The following is a 21,199-nucleotide window of genomic DNA, read 5'->3' as shown; positions in this document are numbered from 1 at the left end:
GTCCTTTACGAGAGGTACTGACCGGCGCGGTCGAGGATGCGGCTGACGTTGTCGACCATCGGCACGTAGCCGCTCATGGCGAGGCGTCCGTCGCAGACGCAGGCGAGCGCGCTGAGGTCGCCTGCGAGGATGCCTCGGGCGACCTCCATGTCGGCGAACGCGAGGATCGCGCGGGGCGACGGCGACTCCGCGGCGACGAACGTCAGGCGGTGGTCGGCGACGCGCAGCGTGTACGAGACGGCGTCGCCGATGCGCACCGACAGATCGCCGTCGGGCATGAGGCTCGCGCTGGCTCGTCCGCTGCGGTCGTGCGTCGCGAGCTCGGCGACCGCGCCCAGGGCGACGACGAGGGTGAGGACCGTGCTCGTGTCGCGGAAGGCCTCGTCGGCGAGGTCGTCGGCGGAGGGCCGGAGGTATCTCGTGAGGAGCTCGGCCAGGGGCGCGAAGACCCCGGTGAGGAAGGCGATGCGGTGGAGACCCGTGACCGGGATGGGTGTCGCGGTTCCTGCGATCACCTTGTTGAAGGCACGGGGCCCCGCGAACGGGAGCGTGATCGTGCCCCGGCCGGTCGCGGGGTCGACGGTCACCCCGCCGTCGGCGAAGCGCAGGGCGGCTCGCGGCCCCCCGCGCACGGCGAATCCGATCGACGTCGGCCGATCGTCTCTCTCGACCAGGGCGCGGGCCTCGGGCACTCGGGCGCAGAGCTCGCCGAGTGCTCCGAGCACCCCGTGCAGGTTGACGAACGCCAGAGCGCGGTCGTCGATCGTCGTCAGCATCAGCGGACCCCTTTCACGGGAGCGAGGGCCGCGGCGCCGGCGATGCCGAAGACGCCGACGGCCACGAAGAGCAGCCAGAAGCCGCCGACCGCGACCACGAGACCGGCGCCGGCGAGCGGTGCCAGGGCCTGCGGGATCGCGTAGGCGATGTTCATGATGCCCAGGTCTTTGCCGCGATCGACGGCCGACGGCAGCACCTCGGTGGCGAGGGCCTGGTCGACTGCGAGGAACGCGCCGAACCCGAAGCCCGACAGCGCCCCGGCCACGTAGACCATGGGCTCGGAGGGAGCGGCGATGAGCAGGATCCCCGCGGCCGCCTGCATCACAGCCGTGATGACGACGAACATCTTGCGGCGGCCCAGCCGGTCGGACAGCCCGCCGAACCACAGCGACGCGATCACCGAGAACACGCTGTAGATCACCGTCGTGACGAGCAGGACCGTCTCGGCGTCGCCCTCGGGCAGCGTCAGCCCGAACATCAGGAAGTACAGCAGCAGCGTCGTCGTGAGCGCGTTCGCCCAGTTGACGAGCACGCGGCTCAGCAGCGTCCAGCCGAAATCCGGGTGGGTCCTCGGGTCGATCCAGAATCCGCGCAGGAACTCGGCCACCCCCAGCCGCGGCCGCTCGCTCCGGGCCAGCACCCGGTCGGGCATCCGCACCGCGAACGCCGCCACGCACACGACGAGCAGCACGGCCACCAGCGCGTAGCCGGCGAAGAGCGACAGCCCGAGCGCGAGCACCGCGAGCAGCCCCACCAGCGCGCCGACCGGCTGCGGCGCCGCCATCCATCCCGAGATCGTGCCGCGCTGGCCGACCGGCACCTGGTCCGAGATCACGGCCGTCAGGGCCGCCGTCAGCACGCAGAAGCCGACGAGCGTCACCACCCAGAACACGGTGACCCCGACGATGGACGACTGCACGCCGAGCAGCACGAGTCCGATGGCGAAGAGCACCGCTCCCGCGGCGATCCACGGCCGGCGTCGGCCGAACGGCGACAGGGTGCGGTCGGACAGCGCACCGGTGAGCGGGTACGCCACGAGCGCGAAGACGCCGGCGATCGCCGACACCACGCCGAACGCGACGACGTTGGCCACCCAGTCGGCCGGGTCGAGATTCAGGACGGCGGCGACCTGCTCGGGCAGCAGGAGCTGGATGGGGGTGAGCTGCGCGATCCAGATGCCGAACCAGGCGAGCGAGAAGAGCTGGATCCAGCGGCGGCCGACCGGAGCGCGGAGGGCGGCGGCCGTCGCCTCGACGGTGACCTCGTCGGCGCTCACACCCGCACCCGCTGCGCGGCGAAGCCGGCCAGGCTCGCCGCGGCGAGCCGGGCGGTGCGCCGGGCCGCCTCGGTGTCGCGGTCGGCGAGCCAGGTCGTCGTGAGGCCGTCGAGCAGCACGATCGCGAGCCGGGCGATCTCGGCCGGCGGCACCGTCCACTCGACGCCGGCCCGGGTGGCCAGCGCGCCCTCGGCGAGCGCGAACGAGCTCGCGTAGTAGTCGCGGGCACGGCCTTCGAGGCCCGGCGTGCGCTGCGCGTAGGCCATCAGCTCGAGGAGGGCCTGCTGCTGGTCGGGGTGGGCGGCCAGGACGTCGAGATACAGGTCGAAGGCCCGGAGCACGACGGTCTCGAGGTCGGCGTCGACGTCGGAGTCGATCTCGACGGCCGCGACGGCGATGGCCCGCTCGCCCTCGGTCACCGACTCGATGACGCGGTCGATGAGGTGGTCGTACGAGTCGAACGCGTAGTGGAACGCCGACAGGGGCACCCGTGCCTCGGCCGTGATCGCCCGGGTCGACGCCGAGGCGACGCCCTGCCGCGCGATGACCCGGATCGCGGCGTCGACGAGCAGCTGCCGCGTCGCGGCGAGTGGTCGTCGCTGTGCCATGGCATCCCTCTCGGTCGATCGTCCAGGTCGGTCGATCCGAAGCACAGTCTGGCCGTGCCCGAGCGCCGCGGCTAGAGGACGCCGAGAGCTGTTACAGACCCGGCGCGAGCGCGAAACACTGCCGAAACCGGGCCGGTAGAGTGGATGTATCGTGGTTAGCACGAGCCAAGCACTGAAAGGCCGACGATGTCCCTCACCCTGCCCACCCCGGTCCTCCCCGATCCCGCCGCCGTCCCCGCCCTCCGCTGGGGCGTCATCGGCACGGGCATCGCCGACCGCTTCGTGCTCGCCCTGCACGCCCACACGGCGCAGCGCGTCGTCGCCGTGACGGCGCGCGACGCCGAGAAGACCGCCGCGTTCGCCGCGCGGCACGGCATCCCGCGCGTGGCCGAGTCGGTCGACGCACTCGTGAACGACTCCGAGGTCGACGTCGTCTACATCGCGACCCCGCACCCCCTGCACCGCGAGCAGGCCCTGGCCGCCATCGCCGCCGGCAAGCACGTGCTCATCGAGAAGCCGATCGCGATGTCGGCCGACGAGGCCCGCGAGATCACCGACGCCGGCCGCACCGCGGGCGTGTTCGTCACCGAGGCGATGTGGACCCGCTACCTCCCGCAGACCGAGATCCTCCGCCTGCTCCTCGCCGACGGAGCCATCGGCGAGGTCCGCCTCGTCACGGCCGACTTCGGCTTCACCATGCCGTTCGACCCGTCGCACCGCCTCTGGAACACGGAGCTCGGCGGCGGGGCCCTCCTCGACGCCGGCGTCTACCCGATCTCGTTCGCGGACTCGGTGCTCGGCCCCCCGACCGAGATCGTGACCCGGGGCGACCTCGGCCCCGGCGACGTCGACGCCCGCGCCGACCTCCTCCTCTCGTACGCGTCGGGTGCCCGCGCCTTCGCGTCCACCTCGCTCGTGACCGCCCTTCCCGTCGTCGCGTCGGTGATCGGCTCCGAGGGCCGCATCGACCTGCACAGCCCGTTCTTCGGCCCCAGTGGCATCACCTGGACCCGCGGCGGCATGGGCTCCGACGAGACGGCGACCTGGATCGACGACCGCTTCGAGGCCGTGCACGAGGGCCTCGGCTACCAGGCGACGGCCGTGGCGTCGTACATCGGCGAGGGCCTCGCCGAGTCACCCGTGCACACGCACGACGACATCGTCGGAGTCATGCACGTGATCGACGTGGCGCGCGCGGCGATCGGCGGGCAGGGCGGCGGGGTCGGAGTTCCTGCGCCCTAGGGGGTCGTGGCCGTGCGAGACGGTGCCCAGCGGGTGAAGCCGGCGAGTACCTCGTTGGCTCGGCGCGCTCGGGCGAAGCCGAGGAGGTTCGGCGTGTAGATCGACAGCGGGAGGTCGACGGAGTCGTGGCCGCCCGCCCCGATGCGGACCCGCACGGTCCGGGCGTCGGGGGCGTACGTGCCCTCGCCGACGCGCTGGAAGGCGGCGGTGACTCCGCCGACCTCGCGCCACGCGAACGTGACGGTCGGCGCCTCGTCGGTCGACTGAGCCCACAGCTCGACGCCCTGCCAGCCGGCCGAGACCAGGAAGCGCGCAGGCAGGCCGATCCCGGGGCGGACGTCGGCCAGCGCCGCGCGGACCAGTGGCGTGCGCGGGGCGATGAACACGACGGCGTCGGGACGCAGCCGCTCGATGCGACGCGCGCGGCGGGCGACGAGGCGGCTCCGAGCCAGGGTGGCGGCGATCCCGACGACCAGCGCGGCGACCGGCACCCCGATGCGCAGGCCATTGATGATCGGATGCTCGGTGACCGCGTCGCGGATCACCGGCTGCACGACCAGCAGCAGCCCGATCATCGCGACCACGGCCAGCGCGCCCTTGGCCCGCTGCCGTGGGGTCGGCGCCGTCTCGTCGAAGCCCTCTCCGGTGCACTGCGGCGCTGCATCCCCCATGCGACCAGCCTAGGAAGGGCCGTGCGTCGGCGCCTCCCCCACATCGGGCTGCGTCGAGGGGTCGGTCGCTGTCGGAGCCTTCCCCTGTGAGATCGGGCGAATCTGCCGTAGATGGTGCAAGTTCGCCCGATCGGACGTGCTGACGACACGGGACGCAGGAACTCGCGCAGCCGCCGCCGGGGTCCGACCCCGGCGGCGGCGGGGAGTTCCTGCGCCCTAGTGGGCGAGCAGGTCGTCGACGTCGTCCACGCCCGCGGCGACCGCGTCGTCGTGGTGCTTGCGCAGGCCGGGCGCCGCGAGGGCCGCGACGATGGCGAGGGCTCCGACGCCGGCGCACGCCCAGAACCCGATCGTGAAGGTGTCGCCCGACGGGAGCGCGATCGAGCCCGCCGGCGTCGTGAAGACCTTCGAGTGCGACGAGATGAGGGCTGCGATGACGGCGGTTCCGACGCTCGAGCCGATGGTGCGGACGACGGTGTTGGCGCTGATGGCCTCGCCGGTCTGCGCCTTCGGGACGCTCTCGATGATGGCATTGGACGCCGCCGCCAGGCCGAAGCCGATGCCCGCACCGGTGAGGATGCCCGAGAGGAGGATCTGCCAGGTGTGCTCGTGGGTGAGCGCCGGCAGGACGAACGCCGCCGTGAGCAGGATGCCGCCGATGACCAGAGGCGGCTTCGCGCCGAGCCGGCGCACCAGGGCGCCGGAGATCGGCGAGACGACGATCATCATGAGGACGGTCGGCAGCAGGAAGAGGCCGGACTGCGAGGCGTCCTTGCCGAAGCCGTATCCGGTGAAGGCCGGCAGCTGGAGCAGGGTCGGGACGAGCACGAACGTGCCGTACATCGCGAAGCCGAAGACGAGCGCGACAGCGTGGGCGGTCCAGACGCCGCGGATTTTAAAGAGTCGGACGTCGATCAGCGGCTCTGCGACGCGGAGCTCGACCAGCACGAACGCCACCATCGCGAGTGCGCCGACCGCGAGGAGGCCGATCGTCTTGAAGTCGCCCCAGCCCCAGGTCTCGCCCTCGGAGACGGCCAGCAGCAGCGAGACGAGCGAGACCGTCAGGATGACGGTGCCGACGAGGTCGAGGCGGCCGGGCTTGCGGATCGGCGACTCGGGCATGCCGAAGATGATGCCGGCGAGCGCGATGACCACGAGGATCAGCGGCAGCCAGAACAGGAAGTGGTAGTTGAGGTGCTGCACGATCGGGCCCGCGGCGACGATGCCGATGCCGGCGCCGATTCCGAAGATGCCCGAGAGGAGGCCGATCATCGTGCTGACTCGCTCTTTCGGGAACTCGTCGCGGACGATGCCGATCGACAGCGGCAGAACGGCGCCGGCGGCACCCTGCAGGATCCGCGCGACGATGAGGACGCCGAGGCTCGTGGCGAGCGCGGCCACCAGCGTGCCGATCAGGAGGAGCGACATCACGACGATCAGGATGCGGCGCTTGCCCAGCATGTCGCCGAGGCGTCCGAGGATCGGCGTGAGCACCGACGCCGAGAGCAGGTAGGCGGTGATGACCCAGCTGACGTTCGACGTCGAGGCGTTCAGGTCTTCGCCGATGGTCGAGAGCGCCGGGGCGACCAGCGACTGGAGGACCGCGTAGGCCAGGCCGCCGAGGGCCAGGTACACGATAACGAGGGTGAGGTTCGGCTTGTGCTCGCTGTGCTCGACAGCGGCGATGGAGCCCGTGGTGGGCTCCTGAAGGGTGTCTGACATCGGTCTCCGGAGTCGTGTAAACAATTGCTGACTTGTGAAGACTAGTGATTCGCCGAGCAATGTCAACTCTTGTTTACATCGACGAGACGGGCCGGTACGGTTGCGGGACTTGGGAGGATGAGCACCATGACCACCGACAGCCCCGTCGCATCGCGCAGCCGCGACGCCGAGAAGACGCGCCAGGCGCTCCTCGAGTCGGCGCGCAGCCGCTTCGCGCATGACGGGTACGCGGCCACCACCGTCCGCGACATCGCGACCGACGCCGGCGTCAACGTCGCCCTGATCAACCGCTACTTCGGCAGCAAGGAGGGGCTGTTCGCCGCCTGCCTGAACCGCACCGTCGAGCAGATGGAGCCGCCGGCCGAGTCGCAGACGACGTTCGACCAGATGGTCGCCAGCCTCGTCGCGCGCGTCGCCGACCAGTCGGGCGGCGTCAAGCCGCTCGAGTTGCTGCTTCTGATCCGGTCGTCGGGTGACGAGAAGGCCGACGAGATCCGCCGCGCCACCCTCACCCGCTACACCGAGAGCATGGCCGCGATCGCCGGCTGGAAGCGCGACGACCCCGCGACGGAGGCGCTGCTGCTGCGGGCCCAGATCGCGATGGCCACGGGGTTCGGGATCGTGCTCTGGCGAGCGTCGACCGAGCTCGGCCCGCTGGCGTCGGCGTCGGCGGCCGACCTCTCGGGGCCGGTGGGCGACGTCGTCACGGCGCTGCTGCGCTGACTCGGCGAGTCACTGCCGGACGGGGCGCCGGCGCCCCGCCCGGCCCCGTGGCATCGAGACTCCAGAATTGGCCCTTTTCTGCGGCGGAACCGGGGCCAACGCTGGAGTCTCGACGGCGCGGGGGGCGGCGGCGGCGGGGGGCGGGGGCGGGGGCGGGGGCGGGCGGCGGGGCGGGGCGGGGCGGGCGGCGGCGTCAGGGGTGGGCGAAGAGCCAGGCGGCTAGGGCGAAGCCCGACGCGGCCACAGCGAGGCGCAGCGCGGTGCGGGGCACCCGGCGGGCGATGCTCGGCCCGAGCAGCCCGCCGGCGAGCGTGCCGACGCCGAGTGCGAGCGCCGCGAGCCACACCACGTGGCCGAACACGGCGAACAGCACGGCCGGCAGGAGGTCGGCCCCGACCAGCAGCACGTTCTTGAGCGCATTGGCCCGCAGGATCTGCGGTTCGAGCGTCAGCAGCAGCACGCCGATCATGAGCACGCCCGACCCGGCGCCGAAGTACCCGTTGTAGATCGTGACGCCGGTCATCGCCGAGGCCGTCACCCCGGTTCCCACCGCCCCGCGCCGACGCTCGTTCCAGCCGGTGATCGTCGGCTGCACGAGCAGTAGCAGCGCAGCCGCCGCCACCAGGAACGGCACGATCCGCCCGAACAGGTCGGGCGGCGTCACCAGCAGCAGCACGGCTCCGAGCAGCGACCCCGTCACGGCGACGGGCATCCAGCGCCGCAGGGTGGCGCGATGGCCCACGAGGTCGGGGCCGGCGCGCAGGGTCGACCCGACGCCCGAGCCGAGCATCGCGACGGCTCCGGTGACATTGGCGGTGAGCGGCGGGATCCCGACGGCGAGCAGCAGCGGGTACGCCACGAGCGAGGTGACCCCACCGGCCGTGCCGATGACGCCCGCGACCACTCCCCCGCCGAGCAGAAGCAGGAGGAGGTCAGGAGACATGCGTCAGCGCCGGGCCGTTCTCGAGACTGAAGTTGACGAGGCCGGGCAGGTACCGGTCGTCGTCGTACTCGATGACCGCGCCGTCGGCGTCGCGCACCCAGCGCCGCTGGCGCAGCAGCGGGGAGCCCTCGACGACGCCGAGGTGGGCGGCGTCGACCGCGTCGGCGGCCACAGCGTCGATGACGTGGCTGGCAGCGGCGAAGGCCACGCCGCGCGACTCGAGGTAGCTCCACTCGGAGCCCGAGTCGGTGTCGAAGTCGAGCAGGAGCGTGCCGACGCGCAGGGCGTACGTGGTGCGCTCGAGCATGGCCGGGTCGCCGTCGAGGAGGCGGAGGCGGAGCTCTTCGACGACGTGGTCCTCGCCGGTCTCGAGGCCGAGTCGCTCGCGGGCGAGGGGGCTCGCCGGGCGCCGTGCGAGTTCCAGCGTCTTCTGACCCGGGGTGCGGCCGATCGAGGTCGCCCACGCGGAGTACGAGAGGAGCGTGTCGAACGGCTGCGCCAGGGCGGGGGTGCTGACGACCGCGCGACGCCCCTGGCCGCCGGCGAGTAGGCCTTCGGCGCGGAGGGTGGCGAGCGCCTGGCGCACGGGGCCGCGCGACGACTGCCATTCGGCGCAGAGCTGCGACTCCGACGGGATCGACGCGCCGGGAGCGAGCTCGCCCGATCGGATCCGGCCGCGCAGCTGCTTGGCGATCAGTTCATGGAGGGGCGCGGGCACGACTTGACTATACAAGTTGCGCGGCGTGGGCGGCCCAGGTCGTGGACGGTTGACCGCGCCGCGCCGTACGCGAACCGGACGAAGAGTATGTTCGACCACGAAAAGGGGGAACACACATGATCATCTTCGGTTCGCGCACGAGCTCCAAGGTCGTTGCGATGCTCATCTTCGTCTGCGCCACCTGCCACCACGAGGCGGCGCAGCGCCTGGTGCGACGGCGCACCTGGTTCACACTGTTCTTCGCGCCGATCTTCCCGTTCGGCCATGGCTCGTACACGGTGTCGTGCGCGTACTGCGGCACGGCCTACGGCGTTACACGCGAGAACGCCGACAAGTTCATCGCCGACTACGACGCCCAGCAGGTGAACGCCGAGGCCGACCGCATCCTCGCCGCCGAAGATGCGAAGATCCAGGCCGAGCAGCGGGGCACCGAGAGCTAGGGGCGCCTGGCCCTCGCGCCCGACGGTCGCCGCCGCGAGGTGGCCCTCCGCGTCGGGTGCGAGCCCGCGGCCCGACGGCGCGGGCCATCTCGCGCCGCTCGGGCCTCGTTCCGGACCGAGGCCGCTACCCCAGGTGCCGCAGGTAGCGCCCCGGGTCGGCCATGAACCCGCGCCAGTTCCGGACGAGGTCGAGGTCGTCGTAGTCGCAGGCCCGAATGCCCCAGTCGCCGAGCTCGTAGAGCAAGGCCCCCGGGTACGCGGCGAGGACGGGCGAGTGCGTCGACAGGACGATCTGCGACCCGTTCTCGACGAGGCCGCGCATCAGACCGAGCAGTGCGAGGCATCCGGGGAGCGACAACGCCGACTCCGGCTCGTCGAACAGCCAGAGGCCGCGGATCAGGCTGCGGTCCATCACGAGGTCGATGAACGACTCCCCGTGGCTCTTCAAGTGGTACCCGCCGGCGTCGTTCACCTCGTCGAGATACGTGTAGAAGCCGTGCATGGTCTCCGCGCGAAGAAAGAACCCCTTGCGGGAGGCCCCGACGTCGCGAACGAGCGTGAGCCGCTCCCCGAGGGCCGACTCGCTGCCGAAAGTCCGATTCCGCGCGCCGGTCGAGCCGCCCTCGAGGTTGAGTCCGAAGGCGTCCGCCACGGCTTCGACGACGGTCGACTTGCCAGCGCCGTTGTCGCCCACGAGCACGGTCACCGCGCCGAGGTCCAGCCCGTCATCGAGAAGAGCGCGGACCGGCTCCAGCGTCAGCGGCCACTCCGGCTCTTTCGGCGGCTCCGCATCGTTGCGCTCGATGCGCCTGACGGGCAGAGCACGGCGTCGCGACCCGAGAGGCATGAGGTCATCGTCTCACCTCCCCGGCGCAGGACACCCCGCGAGGACCACCCCGCGAGCACGGGCGCAGGAACTCGCAGCCCGGCGGCGGGCTGCGAGTTCCTGCGCCCGGCGCCTATCAGGAGACCTTGATGTGCACGTAGACCGGGTCGCCCCAGACCGACTGCACCTCGACGTCGCGGCCGACGTTGGGGGCGTCGACCATGTAGCCGTCGCCGATGTAGATGCCGATGTGCTGGTGCGGGTAGACGACGAGGTCGCCGGGCTGGAGCTTCGAGGCCGGGATCTCGGTGCCCGCCGCGGCCTGCGCGTCGACGTCGTGGATCAGGTCGACGCCGAACTCCGCGTAGACGTACTTCACCAGCCCGGAGCAGTCGAAGCCCTGCTCGGGGGTCGCGCCGCCGTGGACGTACGGCACGACTCCGACGTACTTCGTGGCCGCGGCGACGAGGCGGTTCTGGGTCGCCGACGCCGACTCGAGGGTGGATTCGGAGACGACGTCGGCGACCGTGCCGACCGTCGTCGTCGTGACGCTCTCGTCGGCGGTCGCGGTGTTGACGACGTCGTCGGCGGGGGTGGTGTCGCTCAGCGCGGCCGCATTGACGGAGACGACGGTGACCGGCGTCTTCAGGATGGAGCGGATGGCGGCGGCCTTCTTGCCGGCGCTGGTCTTCAGGGCGAGGGCAGCGTCGATGCGCGCCTGGAGCACCTGCGGCGAGGTCGCGGTGTAGCCGTCGCGTGCCACGGACGGCTCGACGTCGACCGTGTCGGCCACGGTGTACGACTGCTGATCGGGCAGGGACGCAGGCGTGCCCGCAGCGGACCGGCTGGCGGCCTGCTGACTCGCGGCGGACCGACTCGCGGCAGACGGAGCCTCCGCCGGCCCGGTCACGGCGAACGCCGGCATCAGCGCCGTCAACGACAGCCCGCCGATCGCCAGGACCGCCGAGGCCGAGAGCACGACGCGCTTGCCGCTCCACTGCGAGGCGGAGGAGGCGGGGCGCGAGTGTCGTCCGCGCGACGGCGGAGCATCGCGGTGGCGCGGAGAACTCATGCCTCCACGCTAGGCAGAGGCCCGCGCTGCCACGAGTCCCCCTTCGGTGGGCACCCGTTCGGGCGGCGGCGGCAGCGGAGCGTCCGTCGCTCTCGACCTACTCCTCGAGCTGCAGGGACTTGCCGCGCATCACGAGCAGCGGGTCCGGCGCGACCGCGACACGGCGGTCTTTGTCCTCGTATTCGAACTGCGACAGGAAGTAGCGCATGGCGTTGATGCGGGCGCGCTTCTTGTCGTTCGACCGGACGATCGTCCACGGGGCGATCCGCTTGTCGGTACGGCGGAACATCTCCTCCTTGGCGGCCGTGTACTTGTCCCACAGGCCGAGCGAGGCGATGTCCATCGGCGAGAGCTTCCAGCGGCGCACCGGGTCGAGCTGCCGGATCGCGAAGCGCGTGCGCTGCTCCTTTCGCGTCACCGAGAACCAGAACTTGGTCACGTGGATGCCCGAGTCGATCAGCATCTTCTCGAACGACGGCGCCTGCGCCATGAACGTCTCGTACTCCTCGTCGGAGGCGAAGCCCATCACCCGCTCGACGCCGGCCCGGTTGTACCAGGATCGGTCGAACAGCACGATCTCGCCGGCCGTCGGCAGGTGCTCGACGTAGCGCTGGAAGTACCACTGCCCCGACTCGCGCTCACTCGGCTTCGACAGGGCCACCACCCGCGACATGCGGGGGTTGAGGTGCTCGGTGAAGCGCTTGATCGTGCCGCCCTTGCCCGCCGCGTCGCGCCCCTCGAACAGGATGATGGCGCGCTTGCCGGTGTCTTCGAGCCAGTACTGGAACTTGAGCAGCTCGACCTGCAGGCGGTACTTCTCGAACTCGTACTCCTCGCGGCTCATGCGCTCGTCGTACGGGTAGTCCTCCTGCCAGGTGTAGATCGGGTTGCCCTCGGGGTCGATCAGGTCGGGGTCGGCGGTGTGGGCGTTGCCGACGGAGTACCCCTGAGCCCGGAGCTCCTCGATGTACTCGCGCAGGTCGCCGATCGGCATGGTGTCCATGCCCCGTGTCTAGCGATCGCGGCTGAACGCCCGGCAAACGCGGCCCTCCTCTGCCGTGACAGGTCTGGCCCGGCAGGGGAGGCGCGGCGGTATCTTCTCCCTGACCTCGGCTATCGCCCCGAGAACCGGCACCCCCTCACGAAAGGCACACCATGGGAACCAAGATCACCCTCGTCATCGACAACCCCGCCGACACCGCGGCATTCGACGCCGCCTACCCGCGCGTCCTCGAGCTCGCCTCCCAGCTCACCGGCCTGCAGCGCGTCGAGTCGGCGAAGGTCTGGCCGAAGGAGGACGGCACCCCGACCCCCGCCTACCGCACCCTCGACCTCTACTTCGAGTCGTACGAGGCGGCGTCTGCGGCCGTCGCCGACGAGCCCGGCGGAGCGTTCTTCCAGGAGGTCATCGGCCTCGGCACGACGTTCACGGGCCTGTTCAGCGACATCGAGCAGTAGCACCGGCGGCGCGGGCGCGGGCTGACGTGCCACCCTTGTCGCATGGACCTGGAGGTGACGCCCGAGCTGACGATCCCCGCCGGCGAGCTCCGGTGGCAGTTCTCGCGGTCGTCGGGGCCGGGCGGGCAGCACGTCAATACGTCCGACACGCGCGCTCAGGTGTCGTGGAGTCCGGCGGCATCGGCCGTGCTGACCGACGACCAGCGGGCGCTGCTGTTCGCGCGCCTCGCGGGTCGGCTCGTCGGCGGCGAGGTCAGGGCCGTGTCGTCGGAGCAGCGGTCGCAGCTGCAGAACCGCGAGAGCGCCCTCGCCAAGCTCGCCGCGGTCATCGCCGCGGGGCTCGCGCCCGAGGCGGCCCCACGGCGGCCGACCCGGCGCACGCGCGGTTCGGACCGCCGGCGCCTCGACGCGAAGTCGGAGCGCTCGGCCACCAAGCGCAACCGTCAGCGGCCGCCGTCGGAGTAGCGCCGTCCTACGGCAGCGGCTCCGCGTAGACGCGGAAGTCGCCGCGCTCGGCGTGCATGGTCCAGAGCCGCTCCGCGACGGATGCGGCCGAGTGCTCGTCGGTTCCGTCGTCGATGCCGAACGGGATGATGAGCTGCCCGACGTGGATGTTCTGCTCCTTCACGGCGTCGTGGAGCAGCTGCGCGTAGGCGCTCTCGCCGGCGAAGGCCACCGACGTGCCGGTCACCGCCGGGCCGGGGCGCACGGCGCTCCCGCCGTTGACGAAGAGCAGCGTGCCTCGTTTCAGGGCGCGCATGCCCGGGACCACCTGGCGAGCCGCCGTGACTGCCCCGTAGATCGAGAACTCCACGGGGCCGCGCAGGTCGTCGGCGACCGTCTCGAGCACGGGCCGCATGAACTCCTTGGCGGGCAGAGGGCTGTACTGCAGGATCTCGATGGGTCCGAGCTGCTCGGCCGCCGCCTCGAGGGCCCCCTGCAGCGACGCCTGGTCGCGCACGTTCGCCGTGAAGCCGCGCGCGGTGATCCCCTCGCCCTCGAGGGTCGCGGCGAGCTCGTCGAGCCGACCCTGGTGGCGAGAGATGAGCGCGATCGAGAATCCCTCGCGCCCGAAGCGGCGGGCGACGGTGAGGCCGAGGCCGGGCCCGGCGCCGATGATTGCCATGGTTGTCATGTGCTGTCTCCTGTTCGGTCGCCGTGAACGGTAGACGCCCGCGCCTGCGAGCGGGGTGCCCTGGCAGTGCTCCCCTCGCGCCGGCGCTCCCCTCCTGCCGACGCTCCCCCGGCGCATTCACGGTTCTCGGAGGCGGGAGCGAGCACGGTGGAGTCATGCGTTCCACCACCGCCCCCGCCCTGCTCCTTGCCGGCGCCGGGCTGGTCGCCGCACTCTCGGGGTGCACGTCGACCACGCCCGGGTCGGCGCCGACCGCCACGGTGACGACGACCGCCACCCCACCCCCGCCGACGGAAGGGACCGCGACCAGCACCTGCGGCCCATCCGACGCGCGCGATGCGGCGGCTGCGCCGATCGCGGCCCTGCCCGTCCCCGAGGGCCTGAGCGGCGAGAAGTGGGACGCCTCCGGGGCCGACTACAGCGGCTACGATGCGTGCGCCGCCCTGTCGTGGTCGGTGGCCACGTTCGCCCGAGCCACGTCCAGCTCGCCGTACGCGATCCTGCTCTTCCATGACGGCTCGTATCTCGGGACGGCCACCTCCACCTCCTACGCCTTTTCTCCCGACGTCGCGAGGGAGGCCGACGACCGCCTGTCGGTCACCTACCGGTACGCCGAGGGCAGCGACTCGAACGCCGACCCGACGGGCCGCACCACGGCGACGCTCACCTGGAACGCGAGCACTCAGAAGGTCGACTTCAGCGGGACGACACCTCCGACGCCGTGAGCACTCAGACCGCCGGGAACGCGACTCCGGTCAAGTGCTCCGACACGGTCCAGATGCGGCGGGCGTCCTCCTCGCTGCGGAGGCGCGAGTACAGCTTCTGCTCGGCGGGCGGGCCACCCAGGTGCCCAGCGCCGCTCGGACCGTAGAAGCGGCCGCCCTCCGAGGCCGTCGAGGCCGCGGCCAGCAGCGCCGGCAGGGCCGCCGACTCGGGCGTGCCGAGCAGGATGCCGCGAGCCGAGAGCCAGCGGATCAGCCGCACACCCGCCGTGTCGGCTGCCCGACCCATCTCGGGCCGAGCGGCGAGCAGGCTCGTGGGAGCGACGCCGGGGTGAGCCAGGGTGCTGGTGATCCCCCAGCCTCCGGCGCGGCTGCGCCGATCCAGCTCGAGGCCGAACAGCCCGAGCGCGATCTTCGACTGGCTGTAGGCGCGGCCGCCGGCGTAGCTGCGGCGCTCCCAGCCGAGGTCGTCCCAGTTGATGGCGCCGTTGTTCGCCGAGACGCTGATCTGCGACGTGACCCGGGCGCTGCCGGCGGTGAGCAGCGGCAGCAGTCGGGCGACGAGCGCGAAGTGGCCCAGGTGGTTGGTGCCGAACTGCGACTCGAAGCCGTCGACCGTCACCTGGCGGCTCGGCGGCGTCATGATCCCGGCGTTGTTCACGAGGATGCGGATCGGATCGCCCTCGCCTGCGAGGGTGTCGGCAAGAGCCGCGACCGACTCGAGCGACGACAGGTCGAGCTGCCGGAGGGTCACGGCGGCCGATGGCACGGCCGCGCGGATCGTCTCGACGGTCGCCGCGCCCTTGGCCGGGTTTCGCACCGGGAGCACGACCTCGGCGCCGGCGGCCGCGAGGCGGGTCGCGATCCTGCGTCCGATTCCGTCGCTGCCGCCCGTGACGACGGCGCGCTGTCCGGTCAGGTCGGAAAGGCTGATCTCGCTGATGCTGCGCGGCATGGCTGCTCCTGTCGGTGGGGTCCTCCGACTCTGACCCGTGCGGCGGCGTCTGACCAGGACTCGTGAAGTCCTGGCTGGCGGCTACGCGGATCCGCGCCGGGGCACTAGAACTGGAACGTGGACAGAGATCAGCTCGGAGCCTTCCTGCTCCGCCGGCGCACGGCGCTCCAGCCCGAAGACGTCGGGCTCCCCCGCGGGCAGCGTCGGCGGACCGCCGGGCTGCGCCGCGAGGAGGTCGCGGGGCTCAGCCACATGTCGCCCGACTACTACGCGCGCCTCGAGCGCGGCACCGGGCCGCAGCCGTCCGAGCAGATGATCGCCGCCATCGCGCAGGGCCTGCACCTGTCGGTGGCCGAGCGCGACCACCTGTTCCATCTGGCCGGGCACCACCCGCCGACCCCGGGGCCGTCGGGTGATCACGTCGCACCGGGTCTGCTCCGCATCCTCGACCGGCTCGACGACACCCCGGCCGAGATCGTGTCGGAGCTCGGCGAGACGCTGCGGCAGACACCTCTCGGCGTCGCGCTGACCGGCGATACCGCGCACTTCGCCGGGCCCGCGCGCAGCATCGGCTACCGCTGGTTCACCGATGCGGGCAGCCGCCGCCTCTACGCCGACGAAGACCACGCCTTCCTGTCGCGCCTCTGGGTCTCCGGCCTGCGCGACGTCGCCGCCCGCCGCGGCCCGGCCTCACGCGCGGCGGCCTACGTCGCCGACCTGTCCGAGCGCAGCGCCGAGTTCCGCGAGCTCTGGGACCTCGGCGAGATCGGCCTCCGCCCGCAGCCCCTCAAGCGCTTCGTGCACCCGCAGCTCGGCGCGCTCGACCTGGCCTGCCAGACGCTGATCGACCCGGAGCAGTCGCACTTCCTCCTCGTGTACACGGCCGAGCCGGGCTCCGAGACCTACGACCGGCTGCAGCTGCTCGGCGTCGTCGGGTCGATGGCCTGACCCGGGCGCAGGAACTCGCGGCCCGCCGCCGGGCCGCGAGTCCCGGCGCCGCTCGCCACCGCCGGGCCGCCGCCGCCTCCGCCACCCGCCGCGCCCGCCACCCGCCGAACCGGCACACCCCCGCCGGTCAGACGGCGGGCACGGGCCGATCCGGCGGGTTCACGCCCGCCGCCCCTCCGCCGTCGCTACTCGCCGCCCCCTCCACCCACCGAATCGGCACACCCCCGCCGGCCCGGCCCGGCCCACCCGCCGGATCGGCACACCCCCGCCGGTCAGACGGCGGGCGCGAGCCGATCCGGCGGGTTCACGCTCGCCGCCGCCAGCACCCGCCGCCCCTCCACCCGCCGCCCCCACGCCGTCGCCACCAGGATCACGACGACGCCGGCCCACCCCACCGGCCCGAGCGCGTCGCGCGCCACGAACGCGCCGATCAGCGCCGCCCACACCGGCTCGGTGCCGAGCAGCAGGCTGACCCGCGTCGGCGACGTGCGGCGCACGGCCCACATCTGCACGAAGAACGCGAACACGGTGCAGACGACGGCGAGGTACAGCAGCAGCGCGACGGCGCTCGTCGTGAGACTCCCGACGTAGGTCGCCACGGGCTGCCCGACGAGCGTCGAGGCGGCCGCGAAGACGGCGGCGCAGGTCGCGAGCTGCACGGCGGTGAGGGTCGCCGAGTCGAGCGGCCGCGCGGATCGCCGGGTCAGCCGGTGCATGGTCGTCACGTGGACGGCGCGAACGACGGCCGCACCGAGCACGAGGCCGTCGCCGAGGGAGGGCCGCGACAGGGCTCCCCCGCTCGTGAGGAGCACCACGCCGGCCAGGGCGCCGAGCGCTGCGAGAGAGAACCGCCCCGGCAGGGCGACCCGCGCGACGGCGGACTCGAGCAGCGGCGTGAACACGATCGTCAGGCTGATGATGACGCCCGCATTCGTCGCCGAGGTGTGGGCGATGCCGAACGTCTCGAGCAGGAAGACCGCCGACAGCAGGGCGCCGAGCACGACCCCGACTCCCCATTCGGCGCGCGTCGGCAGGCTGCGCCGACCGAGCATCACGACGGCGCCGACCATGAGCGGCGCCGCGACGAGCATGCGCACGGCGAGCAGGGCCAGGACGGTGTCGGGGCCGACGAGCTCCTTGGCGACGAGGTAGGTCGAGCCCCAGACCAGGGCGACGAGCAGGAGGAGTCCGTCGACGCGGAGTCCGAGCAGGCGAGCGAGCATGGGTCGATCGTCCCGCCGCGCGGACAGTCGCACAAGCCACCGCTTGACTGGCTGAAGCATTAGTCTCGGCTAATGGAACTCGCTCAGCTCCGCGCCCTCCGCGAGCTCGGCGATCGCGGCAGCATCGCCGCCGTCGCGGCCGCGATGCGGGTCACGCCGTCGTCGGTGTCGCAGCAGCTCGCCGCCCTCCAGCGCGGCGTCGACGTGCCGCTCACCGAGAGGATCGGCCGCCGCACCACCCTCACCGCCGCAGGTCGCGCCCTCTCGGCCGCCGTCGTCGACGTCGAGATCGCCCTGGCGAAGGCCGACGAGTCGGTCGGGCGCTTCCACGCCGAGCCCGTCGGCGACGTCACGGTCGCCGCCTTCACGAGTGCCGCTCTCGCCCTGTTCGGCCCGCTGCTCGCCGCCCCCTCGCGCTCGACCGTCGCCGTCTCGGTCAGCGACCACGACGTGCAGCAGGACGCCTTCCCGTCGCTCGCCCTCGACCACGACCTCGTCGTGGCGCACCGCCTGCGCAACAGCCCGCCGTGGCCGTCGTCGGTCGCGGTGGTCCCCCTGCTCGAGGAGCCCCTCGACATCGCCCTGCGCCAGGGCCACCCGCTGTCGCGGTTCGACGCCGTCGGAGCCGACCAGCTGCGCACCGCCGAATGGGTCGCGGTGCACGACGGCTTCCCGCTCGAAGGCGCCATCGAGACGCTCTCCACGCTCGCCGGCATCGACGCCGACGTGCGCCACCGCGTCAACGACTTCGCGGTGGCGGCGTCCGTCGTGGCCGCGACCGACTGCGTCGTGCTCCTGCCACGCCACCTCGCCGCCGACTCTCGCCCGCCCGGCATCGACCTCCGCCCGACGCGGGGCTTCTCGGTGACGCGCCGCATCGACGCGCTCGCTCGGCCCGAGGCCCTCCAGCGGCGCACGGTGCAGACGGTGCTGGGCGAGATCCGCGCCCGGTTCGGGGCACTGGCCGGCTAGGGGGCGCAGGAACTCGCGGCCCGCCGTCGGGCTGCGAGTTCCTGCGCCCGCCCGCGCCGCCGCCCCCGCCCGCCCCCGCCGAGCCCCCGCCGCCACCCGCCGAGCAGCTCCAACCCCGCCACAGCGGCACGCCCCCTCCGTCGAGACGGAGGGGGCGTGCCGATTCGGCGGGGCGGGCGGCGTGAGCCCAGGGCACCTCAGCCGAGCGCCGCGGCGAGCTCCAGGTTGATGTCGTCCGGGTCCTGCAACGAGAGGATCACGAGCCCGAAGGCCGGCAGCTCGGTCACCTCGCCGTGCACGACACCCGCCTCGGACAGCCGCGCGGCCGCCGAGCGCAACTCGTCGACCGAGCCGACGCGCAGGCTCAGGTGGTCGAGCCCCACCCGGTTCGGGTCGAACGTGTCGCCGACCGGGGCGACCGGCCGCAGCCCGAGCGTCTGTCCGTGAAACCGGAACGAGCACCCGCCGTAGGTGCGGGCGGGGTCGTCGTGGATCGTCGGGTCGTCGATCTGGTCGCTGAAGTCGCTGCCCGGCCCCATGCCGAAGAGCGCCGTGTAGAACGCCTTGCTCCGGTGGATGTCGGTGACGGTGAGCCGGACGTGCGAGTTCCCCAGCGGGCTGACGATCGGGTCGGCGGTCACTTCGCGAGGAAGGCGAGGACGTGCTGGTTCCACTCGTCCTTGTGGGTGACCGTGACGCCGTGCGGTGCACCCTCGATCAGCACGAGCTCGGAGTTCGCGACGGCCTCGTGGGTCCGCTTGCCGCTCACCTCGAACGGCACGATCGAGTCGGAGTCGCCGTGGATCACCAGCGTCGGCACGTCGATCTTCGTCAGGTCGTCGCGGAAGTCGGTCGTCGCGAACGCGACCGTGCAGTCGAGCGTGCCCTTCGGCGAGGCCAGCTCGGCGATGGCCAGGTTGTACGCGGCCTGCTCGTCGCTCACCAGCGGCCTGTTGATCAGCGAGGGCTTGCCCGCCGTGAAGAACATGGTGATGAACTCGCGCAGGAACTTGGGCCGGTCGCCGACGATCCCGTCGTGGAACCAGGCCGCCAGGTCGTCGTCGACCCCGCCCTCGGGGTTGTCGGACGCCTTGTAGAGGTACGGCGGCACCGCGCTGGCGAACACGAGCTTCGCGATGCGCTCGGTGCCGTACTGGGCGACGTACCGGGCCAGCTCGCCGCCGCCCATCGAGAAGCCGATGAGGGTGACGCCGGTGAGGTCGAGGTGGTCGAGCAGCGCCTTCAGGTCGGCGGCGAAGGTGTCGTAGTCGTAGCCGTCCCACGGCTGCGACGACTGGCCGAATCCGCGGCGGTCGTAGGTGATGACACGGTGGCCGGCCTCGACGAGGGCCGGGACCTGGCCCTCCCACGAGCGGCCGCTGAGGGGCCAGCCGTGAACGAGGACGACGGGGCTGCCGGTGCCGAAGTCGTCGTAGTGGAGCTCGACGTCGGGGGCGGACAGCTGGGAAACAGAGAGGAACGGCATTGTGGTCTCGCTTTCGGGGTCAGATGCGTGGACGCGGCTGAAGGTACGCCCGCACTCTGAGGCCGCGTGGAGCCTGTACCCCGCCGTGCTCGGTCGACGCCACCGCCTCAGCCCGGATCGGTATAACTTGTTATACTGACTGAATGAGAACAGCCATCTCGCTTCCCGACGGCGACTTCGCGCGCTTCGAGCGGGTGGCCGCGCGCAATGGCATGAACCGGTCGGAGTTCTACCGACTTGCTGCCGACAAGCTGGCGCGCGAGCTCGAGGGCGAGGGCGAGTTGACCGCTCTCGCCAACGCCGCGATCGCCCGCGCCGGTCAGCCGTCGGGCGAGGGCGAGTTCCTGCGCGAGACAGCACGCACCACTCTGCGCAGCACGGAGTGGTGATCGCCCACGGAGACGTGGTGTGGGTCGACTTCGGATCGCCTCGCGGCTCTGAGCCCGCGAAGATCCGGCCGGCCGTCGTCACGCAGGAGAACTGGGTGCTGGCGACCGACATCAACACGGTCCTGGTGGTGCCGCTCACGTCGAACGTCGCCCTCGAGTCATTCCCGGGCAACGTGCTCGTCCCCCTCGACGCGTCGGGTCTCGACAAGGACTCCGTCGCTGTCGTGACGCAGATCGGGCCCGTCAGCCGCGAGTTCCTCGACCCGTATCCGGTCGGGCACCTTCCCTCCTACCTCGTCGCGAAGATCGCCGCGGGCGTCAGGCTCGTCTCCGGCATCTGAGCGTCGGGGCTGCGGCTGGCCCCGCCGACGCAGAGGCTCCGGAGGGCCGGCACTTACCCGACGGATAGGCGGCCTCTTTAGCGTGGCCGTGATCCGACCCGGATCGCTCCCCCACGGAAAGCCGCCATGCCCTCGACCCCTGCACCCCGCCTGTCGCGAATCAACCTGCCCCGCATGATCCTGTGGCTGGCGTCGCTGGTCGTCGCCGTCGGCGGTTACCTGCTCCTGACGATCTCGAACACGAGAGAGGCCGCGATCTACACGGCCGGCACCGCCGACTACCCGAAGCTGTTCGCGACGCAGTCGGGCAGCACAGTCGGCGGCCTGCTCATCGCCGTCGGGGTGCTCGGCGCCCTGCTCGCCCTCGCCTCGATGGCGCTGACGTGGAAGCCGCGGGTCGCGACCGAAGCCGAAGCCGCGCCGGAAGCCGAGCTCGATGCCGCCGAGGCCGAGCTCGACGACGAGGAGCTCAGGGCCACGCCGCGCTGACACTGCCCTCTCGGCACTCCTCCAGCCGGGTTCCCTACCTTCTTCGGTGACACGTCAACACGA

General features: G+C 72.1%; 26 protein-coding genes. 11 read left to right on the top strand and 15 right to left on the bottom strand.

Annotation, left to right across the window (positions count from 1 at the left end; all coding sequences use genetic code 11):
* Positions 1–5: 5 nt before the first annotated feature.
* Genes AC3CBB_RS00470 through AC3CBB_RS00460 form a run of 3 tightly spaced genes read right to left on the bottom strand, consistent with a single transcriptional unit; the run spans position 6 to position 2,661 of the window.
* Entirely contained in the window at positions 6–776 is a 771-nt protein-coding gene (locus AC3CBB_RS00470) for a hypothetical protein (RefSeq protein WP_488625566.1), read from the bottom strand.
* Positions 776–2,053, bottom strand: a complete 1,278-nt coding sequence (locus AC3CBB_RS00465; RefSeq protein WP_488625565.1) for an MFS transporter — start codon at positions 2,051–2,053, stop codon at positions 776–778. The genes AC3CBB_RS00470 and AC3CBB_RS00465 overlap by 1 nt, the downstream gene beginning before the upstream one ends.
* On the bottom strand, positions 2,050–2,661 hold the full coding sequence (locus tag AC3CBB_RS00460) for a TetR/AcrR family transcriptional regulator (RefSeq protein WP_488625564.1): 612 nt from the start codon (positions 2,659–2,661) through the stop codon (positions 2,050–2,052). Before AC3CBB_RS00460 ends, AC3CBB_RS00465 begins: the two co-directional genes overlap by 4 nt.
* Before the next feature lie 186 nt (positions 2,662–2,847).
* On the opposite strand from AC3CBB_RS00460, the gene AC3CBB_RS00455 reads away from it, so the two are divergent.
* Complete coding sequence (locus AC3CBB_RS00455; RefSeq protein ID WP_488625563.1) at positions 2,848–3,903, top strand: Gfo/Idh/MocA family protein; 1,056 nt, start codon at positions 2,848–2,850, stop codon at positions 3,901–3,903.
* Here AC3CBB_RS00455 and AC3CBB_RS00450 read toward each other — a convergent pair.
* Complete coding sequence (locus AC3CBB_RS00450) at positions 3,900–4,574, bottom strand: hypothetical protein (RefSeq protein ID WP_488625562.1); 675 nt, start codon at positions 4,572–4,574, stop codon at positions 3,900–3,902. The two genes, AC3CBB_RS00455 and AC3CBB_RS00450, sit on opposite strands and share 4 nt — an antisense overlap.
* Positions 4,575–4,790: 216 nt before the next feature.
* Positions 4,791–6,296 (bottom strand): MFS transporter, encoded by a 1,506-nt coding sequence (locus AC3CBB_RS00445; protein ID WP_488625561.1) that lies wholly within the window; start codon positions 6,294–6,296, stop codon positions 4,791–4,793.
* A gap of 126 nt (positions 6,297–6,422) precedes the next feature.
* Between AC3CBB_RS00445 and AC3CBB_RS00440 the strand changes: the two genes are divergently transcribed.
* The gene (locus tag AC3CBB_RS00440; protein WP_233580002.1) at positions 6,423–7,019 is read left to right on the top strand and encodes a TetR/AcrR family transcriptional regulator; all 597 of its coding nucleotides are present in this window, start codon (positions 6,423–6,425) and stop codon (positions 7,017–7,019) included.
* A 193-nt stretch (positions 7,020–7,212) separates the two neighbouring features.
* Here the strand turns inward: AC3CBB_RS00440 and AC3CBB_RS00435 are convergent, their stop codons facing one another.
* Entirely contained in the window at positions 7,213–7,962 is a 750-nt protein-coding gene (locus AC3CBB_RS00435; RefSeq protein ID WP_488625560.1) for a sulfite exporter TauE/SafE family protein, read from the bottom strand.
* Positions 7,952–8,680 carry a GntR family transcriptional regulator gene (locus tag AC3CBB_RS00430; RefSeq protein ID WP_488625559.1) on the bottom strand — a complete coding sequence of 243 codons (729 nt, stop codon included), beginning with the start codon at positions 8,678–8,680 and terminating at the stop codon, positions 7,952–7,954. Before AC3CBB_RS00430 ends, AC3CBB_RS00435 begins: the two co-directional genes overlap by 11 nt.
* 116 nt (positions 8,681–8,796) lie before the next feature.
* Between AC3CBB_RS00430 and AC3CBB_RS00425 the strand changes: the two genes are divergently transcribed.
* Positions 8,797–9,120, top strand: coding sequence for a zinc ribbon domain-containing protein (locus AC3CBB_RS00425; protein ID WP_488625558.1), 324 nt, complete (start codon positions 8,797–8,799; stop codon positions 9,118–9,120).
* Between the two features lie 124 nt (positions 9,121–9,244).
* On the opposite strand, the gene AC3CBB_RS00420 is transcribed toward AC3CBB_RS00425, so the two are convergent.
* The 3 genes from AC3CBB_RS00420 to ppk2 form a co-directional block, all read right to left on the bottom strand.
* Positions 9,245–9,967: an AAA family ATPase gene (locus tag AC3CBB_RS00420; protein WP_488625557.1), complete on the bottom strand. Its 723-nt coding sequence runs from the start codon at positions 9,965–9,967 to the stop codon at positions 9,245–9,247.
* Between the two features lie 115 nt (positions 9,968–10,082).
* On the bottom strand, positions 10,083–11,018 hold the full coding sequence (locus AC3CBB_RS00415; RefSeq protein WP_488625556.1) for a C40 family peptidase: 936 nt from the start codon (positions 11,016–11,018) through the stop codon (positions 10,083–10,085).
* A gap of 97 nt (positions 11,019–11,115) precedes the next feature.
* The gene (ppk2, locus tag AC3CBB_RS00410) at positions 11,116–12,021 is read right to left on the bottom strand and encodes a polyphosphate kinase 2 (RefSeq protein WP_370454095.1); all 906 of its coding nucleotides are present in this window, start codon (positions 12,019–12,021) and stop codon (positions 11,116–11,118) included.
* Positions 12,022–12,173: 152 nt separating this feature from the next.
* On the opposite strand from ppk2, the gene AC3CBB_RS00405 reads away from it, so the two are divergent.
* The gene (locus AC3CBB_RS00405) at positions 12,174–12,476 is read left to right on the top strand and encodes an EthD domain-containing protein (protein ID WP_488625555.1); all 303 of its coding nucleotides are present in this window, start codon (positions 12,174–12,176) and stop codon (positions 12,474–12,476) included.
* A 42-nt stretch (positions 12,477–12,518) separates the two neighbouring features.
* Complete coding sequence (gene arfB / locus AC3CBB_RS00400) at positions 12,519–12,941, top strand: alternative ribosome rescue aminoacyl-tRNA hydrolase ArfB (RefSeq protein ID WP_123506412.1); 423 nt, start codon at positions 12,519–12,521, stop codon at positions 12,939–12,941.
* Positions 12,942–12,948: 7 nt separating this feature from the next.
* Here the strand turns inward: arfB and AC3CBB_RS00395 are convergent, their stop codons facing one another.
* Positions 12,949–13,611 (bottom strand): SDR family NAD(P)-dependent oxidoreductase, encoded by a 663-nt coding sequence (locus tag AC3CBB_RS00395; protein ID WP_488625554.1) that lies wholly within the window; start codon positions 13,609–13,611, stop codon positions 12,949–12,951.
* A gap of 155 nt (positions 13,612–13,766) precedes the next feature.
* Between AC3CBB_RS00395 and AC3CBB_RS00390 the strand changes: the two genes are divergently transcribed.
* Positions 13,767–14,336 (top strand): LppP/LprE family lipoprotein, encoded by a 570-nt coding sequence (locus AC3CBB_RS00390; RefSeq protein ID WP_488625553.1) that lies wholly within the window; start codon positions 13,767–13,769, stop codon positions 14,334–14,336.
* 4 nt (positions 14,337–14,340) lie between these two features.
* Here AC3CBB_RS00390 and AC3CBB_RS00385 read toward each other — a convergent pair whose 3' ends face one another.
* Positions 14,341–15,288 carry an SDR family oxidoreductase gene (locus AC3CBB_RS00385; RefSeq protein WP_488625552.1) on the bottom strand — a complete coding sequence of 316 codons (948 nt, stop codon included), beginning with the start codon at positions 15,286–15,288 and terminating at the stop codon, positions 14,341–14,343.
* 117 nt (positions 15,289–15,405) lie between these two features.
* Between AC3CBB_RS00385 and AC3CBB_RS00380 the strand changes: the two genes are divergently transcribed.
* Entirely contained in the window at positions 15,406–16,236 is an 831-nt protein-coding gene (locus AC3CBB_RS00380; protein WP_488625551.1) for a helix-turn-helix transcriptional regulator, read from the top strand.
* A gap of 272 nt (positions 16,237–16,508) precedes the next feature.
* On the opposite strand, the gene AC3CBB_RS00375 is transcribed toward AC3CBB_RS00380, so the two are convergent.
* On the bottom strand, positions 16,509–17,459 hold the full coding sequence (locus AC3CBB_RS00375) for a DMT family transporter (RefSeq protein ID WP_488625550.1): 951 nt from the start codon (positions 17,457–17,459) through the stop codon (positions 16,509–16,511).
* A gap of 72 nt (positions 17,460–17,531) precedes the next feature.
* On the opposite strand from AC3CBB_RS00375, the gene AC3CBB_RS00370 reads away from it, so the two are divergent.
* Entirely contained in the window at positions 17,532–18,431 is a 900-nt protein-coding gene (locus AC3CBB_RS00370) for a LysR family transcriptional regulator (protein WP_488625549.1), read from the top strand.
* Positions 18,432–18,628: 197 nt separating this feature from the next.
* Here AC3CBB_RS00370 and AC3CBB_RS00365 read toward each other — a convergent pair whose 3' ends face one another.
* Positions 18,629–19,072 (bottom strand): VOC family protein, encoded by a 444-nt coding sequence (locus AC3CBB_RS00365; protein ID WP_488625548.1) that lies wholly within the window; start codon positions 19,070–19,072, stop codon positions 18,629–18,631.
* Positions 19,069–19,917 carry an alpha/beta fold hydrolase gene (locus AC3CBB_RS00360; protein WP_488625547.1) on the bottom strand — a complete coding sequence of 283 codons (849 nt, stop codon included), beginning with the start codon at positions 19,915–19,917 and terminating at the stop codon, positions 19,069–19,071. Before AC3CBB_RS00360 ends, AC3CBB_RS00365 begins: the two co-directional genes overlap by 4 nt.
* 143 nt (positions 19,918–20,060) lie before the next feature.
* On the opposite strand from AC3CBB_RS00360, the gene AC3CBB_RS00355 reads away from it, so the two are divergent.
* The 3 genes from AC3CBB_RS00355 to AC3CBB_RS00345 all read left to right on the top strand — a co-directional run bounded on the left by AC3CBB_RS00355 (position 20,061) and on the right by AC3CBB_RS00345 (position 21,136).
* The gene (locus AC3CBB_RS00355; RefSeq protein WP_488625546.1) at positions 20,061–20,306 is read left to right on the top strand and encodes a CopG family transcriptional regulator; all 246 of its coding nucleotides are present in this window, start codon (positions 20,061–20,063) and stop codon (positions 20,304–20,306) included.
* Positions 20,300–20,647 (top strand): type II toxin-antitoxin system PemK/MazF family toxin, encoded by a 348-nt coding sequence (locus AC3CBB_RS00350; RefSeq protein ID WP_488625545.1) that lies wholly within the window; start codon positions 20,300–20,302, stop codon positions 20,645–20,647. The genes AC3CBB_RS00355 and AC3CBB_RS00350 overlap by 7 nt, the downstream gene beginning before the upstream one ends.
* 126 nt (positions 20,648–20,773) lie before the next feature.
* Positions 20,774–21,136, top strand: a complete 363-nt coding sequence (locus tag AC3CBB_RS00345) for a hypothetical protein (RefSeq protein ID WP_488625544.1) — start codon at positions 20,774–20,776, stop codon at positions 21,134–21,136.
* Positions 21,137–21,199: the final 63 nt, after the last annotated feature.

The organism is Frondihabitans sp. OV104 (assembly GCF_057787745.1).
Note: the sequence above shows the minus strand (reverse complement) of the source record. Positions and strands in the feature narration are given on the sequence as shown.

Coding starts and splice junctions, on each gene's coding strand:
- AC3CBB_RS00345 (WP_488625544.1), top strand. CDS start 20,774: ATGCCCTCGACCCCTGCACCCCGCCTGTCGCGAATCAACCTGCCCCGC.
- AC3CBB_RS00425 (WP_488625558.1), top strand. CDS start 8,797: ATGATCATCTTCGGTTCGCGCACGAGCTCCAAGGTCGTTGCGATGCTC.
- AC3CBB_RS00395 (WP_488625554.1), bottom strand. CDS start 13,611: ATGACAACCATGGCAATCATCGGCGCCGGGCCCGGCCTCGGCCTCACC.
- arfB (WP_123506412.1), top strand. CDS start 12,519: ATGGACCTGGAGGTGACGCCCGAGCTGACGATCCCCGCCGGCGAGCTC.
- AC3CBB_RS00455 (WP_488625563.1), top strand. CDS start 2,848: ATGTCCCTCACCCTGCCCACCCCGGTCCTCCCCGATCCCGCCGCCGTC.
- AC3CBB_RS00445 (WP_488625561.1), bottom strand. CDS start 6,296: ATGTCAGACACCCTTCAGGAGCCCACCACGGGCTCCATCGCCGCTGTC.
- AC3CBB_RS00390 (WP_488625553.1), top strand. CDS start 13,767: ATGCGTTCCACCACCGCCCCCGCCCTGCTCCTTGCCGGCGCCGGGCTG.
- AC3CBB_RS00355 (WP_488625546.1), top strand. CDS start 20,061: ATGAGAACAGCCATCTCGCTTCCCGACGGCGACTTCGCGCGCTTCGAG.
- AC3CBB_RS00450 (WP_488625562.1), bottom strand. CDS start 4,574: ATGGGGGATGCAGCGCCGCAGTGCACCGGAGAGGGCTTCGACGAGACG.
- AC3CBB_RS00415 (WP_488625556.1), bottom strand. CDS start 11,018: ATGAGTTCTCCGCGCCACCGCGATGCTCCGCCGTCGCGCGGACGACAC.
- AC3CBB_RS00460 (WP_488625564.1), bottom strand. CDS start 2,661: ATGGCACAGCGACGACCACTCGCCGCGACGCGGCAGCTGCTCGTCGAC.
- AC3CBB_RS00375 (WP_488625550.1), bottom strand. CDS start 17,459: ATGCTCGCTCGCCTGCTCGGACTCCGCGTCGACGGACTCCTCCTGCTC.
- AC3CBB_RS00370 (WP_488625549.1), top strand. CDS start 17,532: ATGGAACTCGCTCAGCTCCGCGCCCTCCGCGAGCTCGGCGATCGCGGC.
- AC3CBB_RS00360 (WP_488625547.1), bottom strand. CDS start 19,917: ATGCCGTTCCTCTCTGTTTCCCAGCTGTCCGCCCCCGACGTCGAGCTC.
- AC3CBB_RS00420 (WP_488625557.1), bottom strand. CDS start 9,967: ATGCCTCTCGGGTCGCGACGCCGTGCTCTGCCCGTCAGGCGCATCGAG.
- AC3CBB_RS00440 (WP_233580002.1), top strand. CDS start 6,423: ATGACCACCGACAGCCCCGTCGCATCGCGCAGCCGCGACGCCGAGAAG.
- AC3CBB_RS00405 (WP_488625555.1), top strand. CDS start 12,174: ATGGGAACCAAGATCACCCTCGTCATCGACAACCCCGCCGACACCGCG.
- AC3CBB_RS00470 (WP_488625566.1), bottom strand. CDS start 776: ATGCTGACGACGATCGACGACCGCGCTCTGGCGTTCGTCAACCTGCAC.
- ppk2 (WP_370454095.1), bottom strand. CDS start 12,021: ATGGACACCATGCCGATCGGCGACCTGCGCGAGTACATCGAGGAGCTC.
- AC3CBB_RS00385 (WP_488625552.1), bottom strand. CDS start 15,288: ATGCCGCGCAGCATCAGCGAGATCAGCCTTTCCGACCTGACCGGACAG.
- AC3CBB_RS00435 (WP_488625560.1), bottom strand. CDS start 7,962: ATGTCTCCTGACCTCCTCCTGCTTCTGCTCGGCGGGGGAGTGGTCGCG.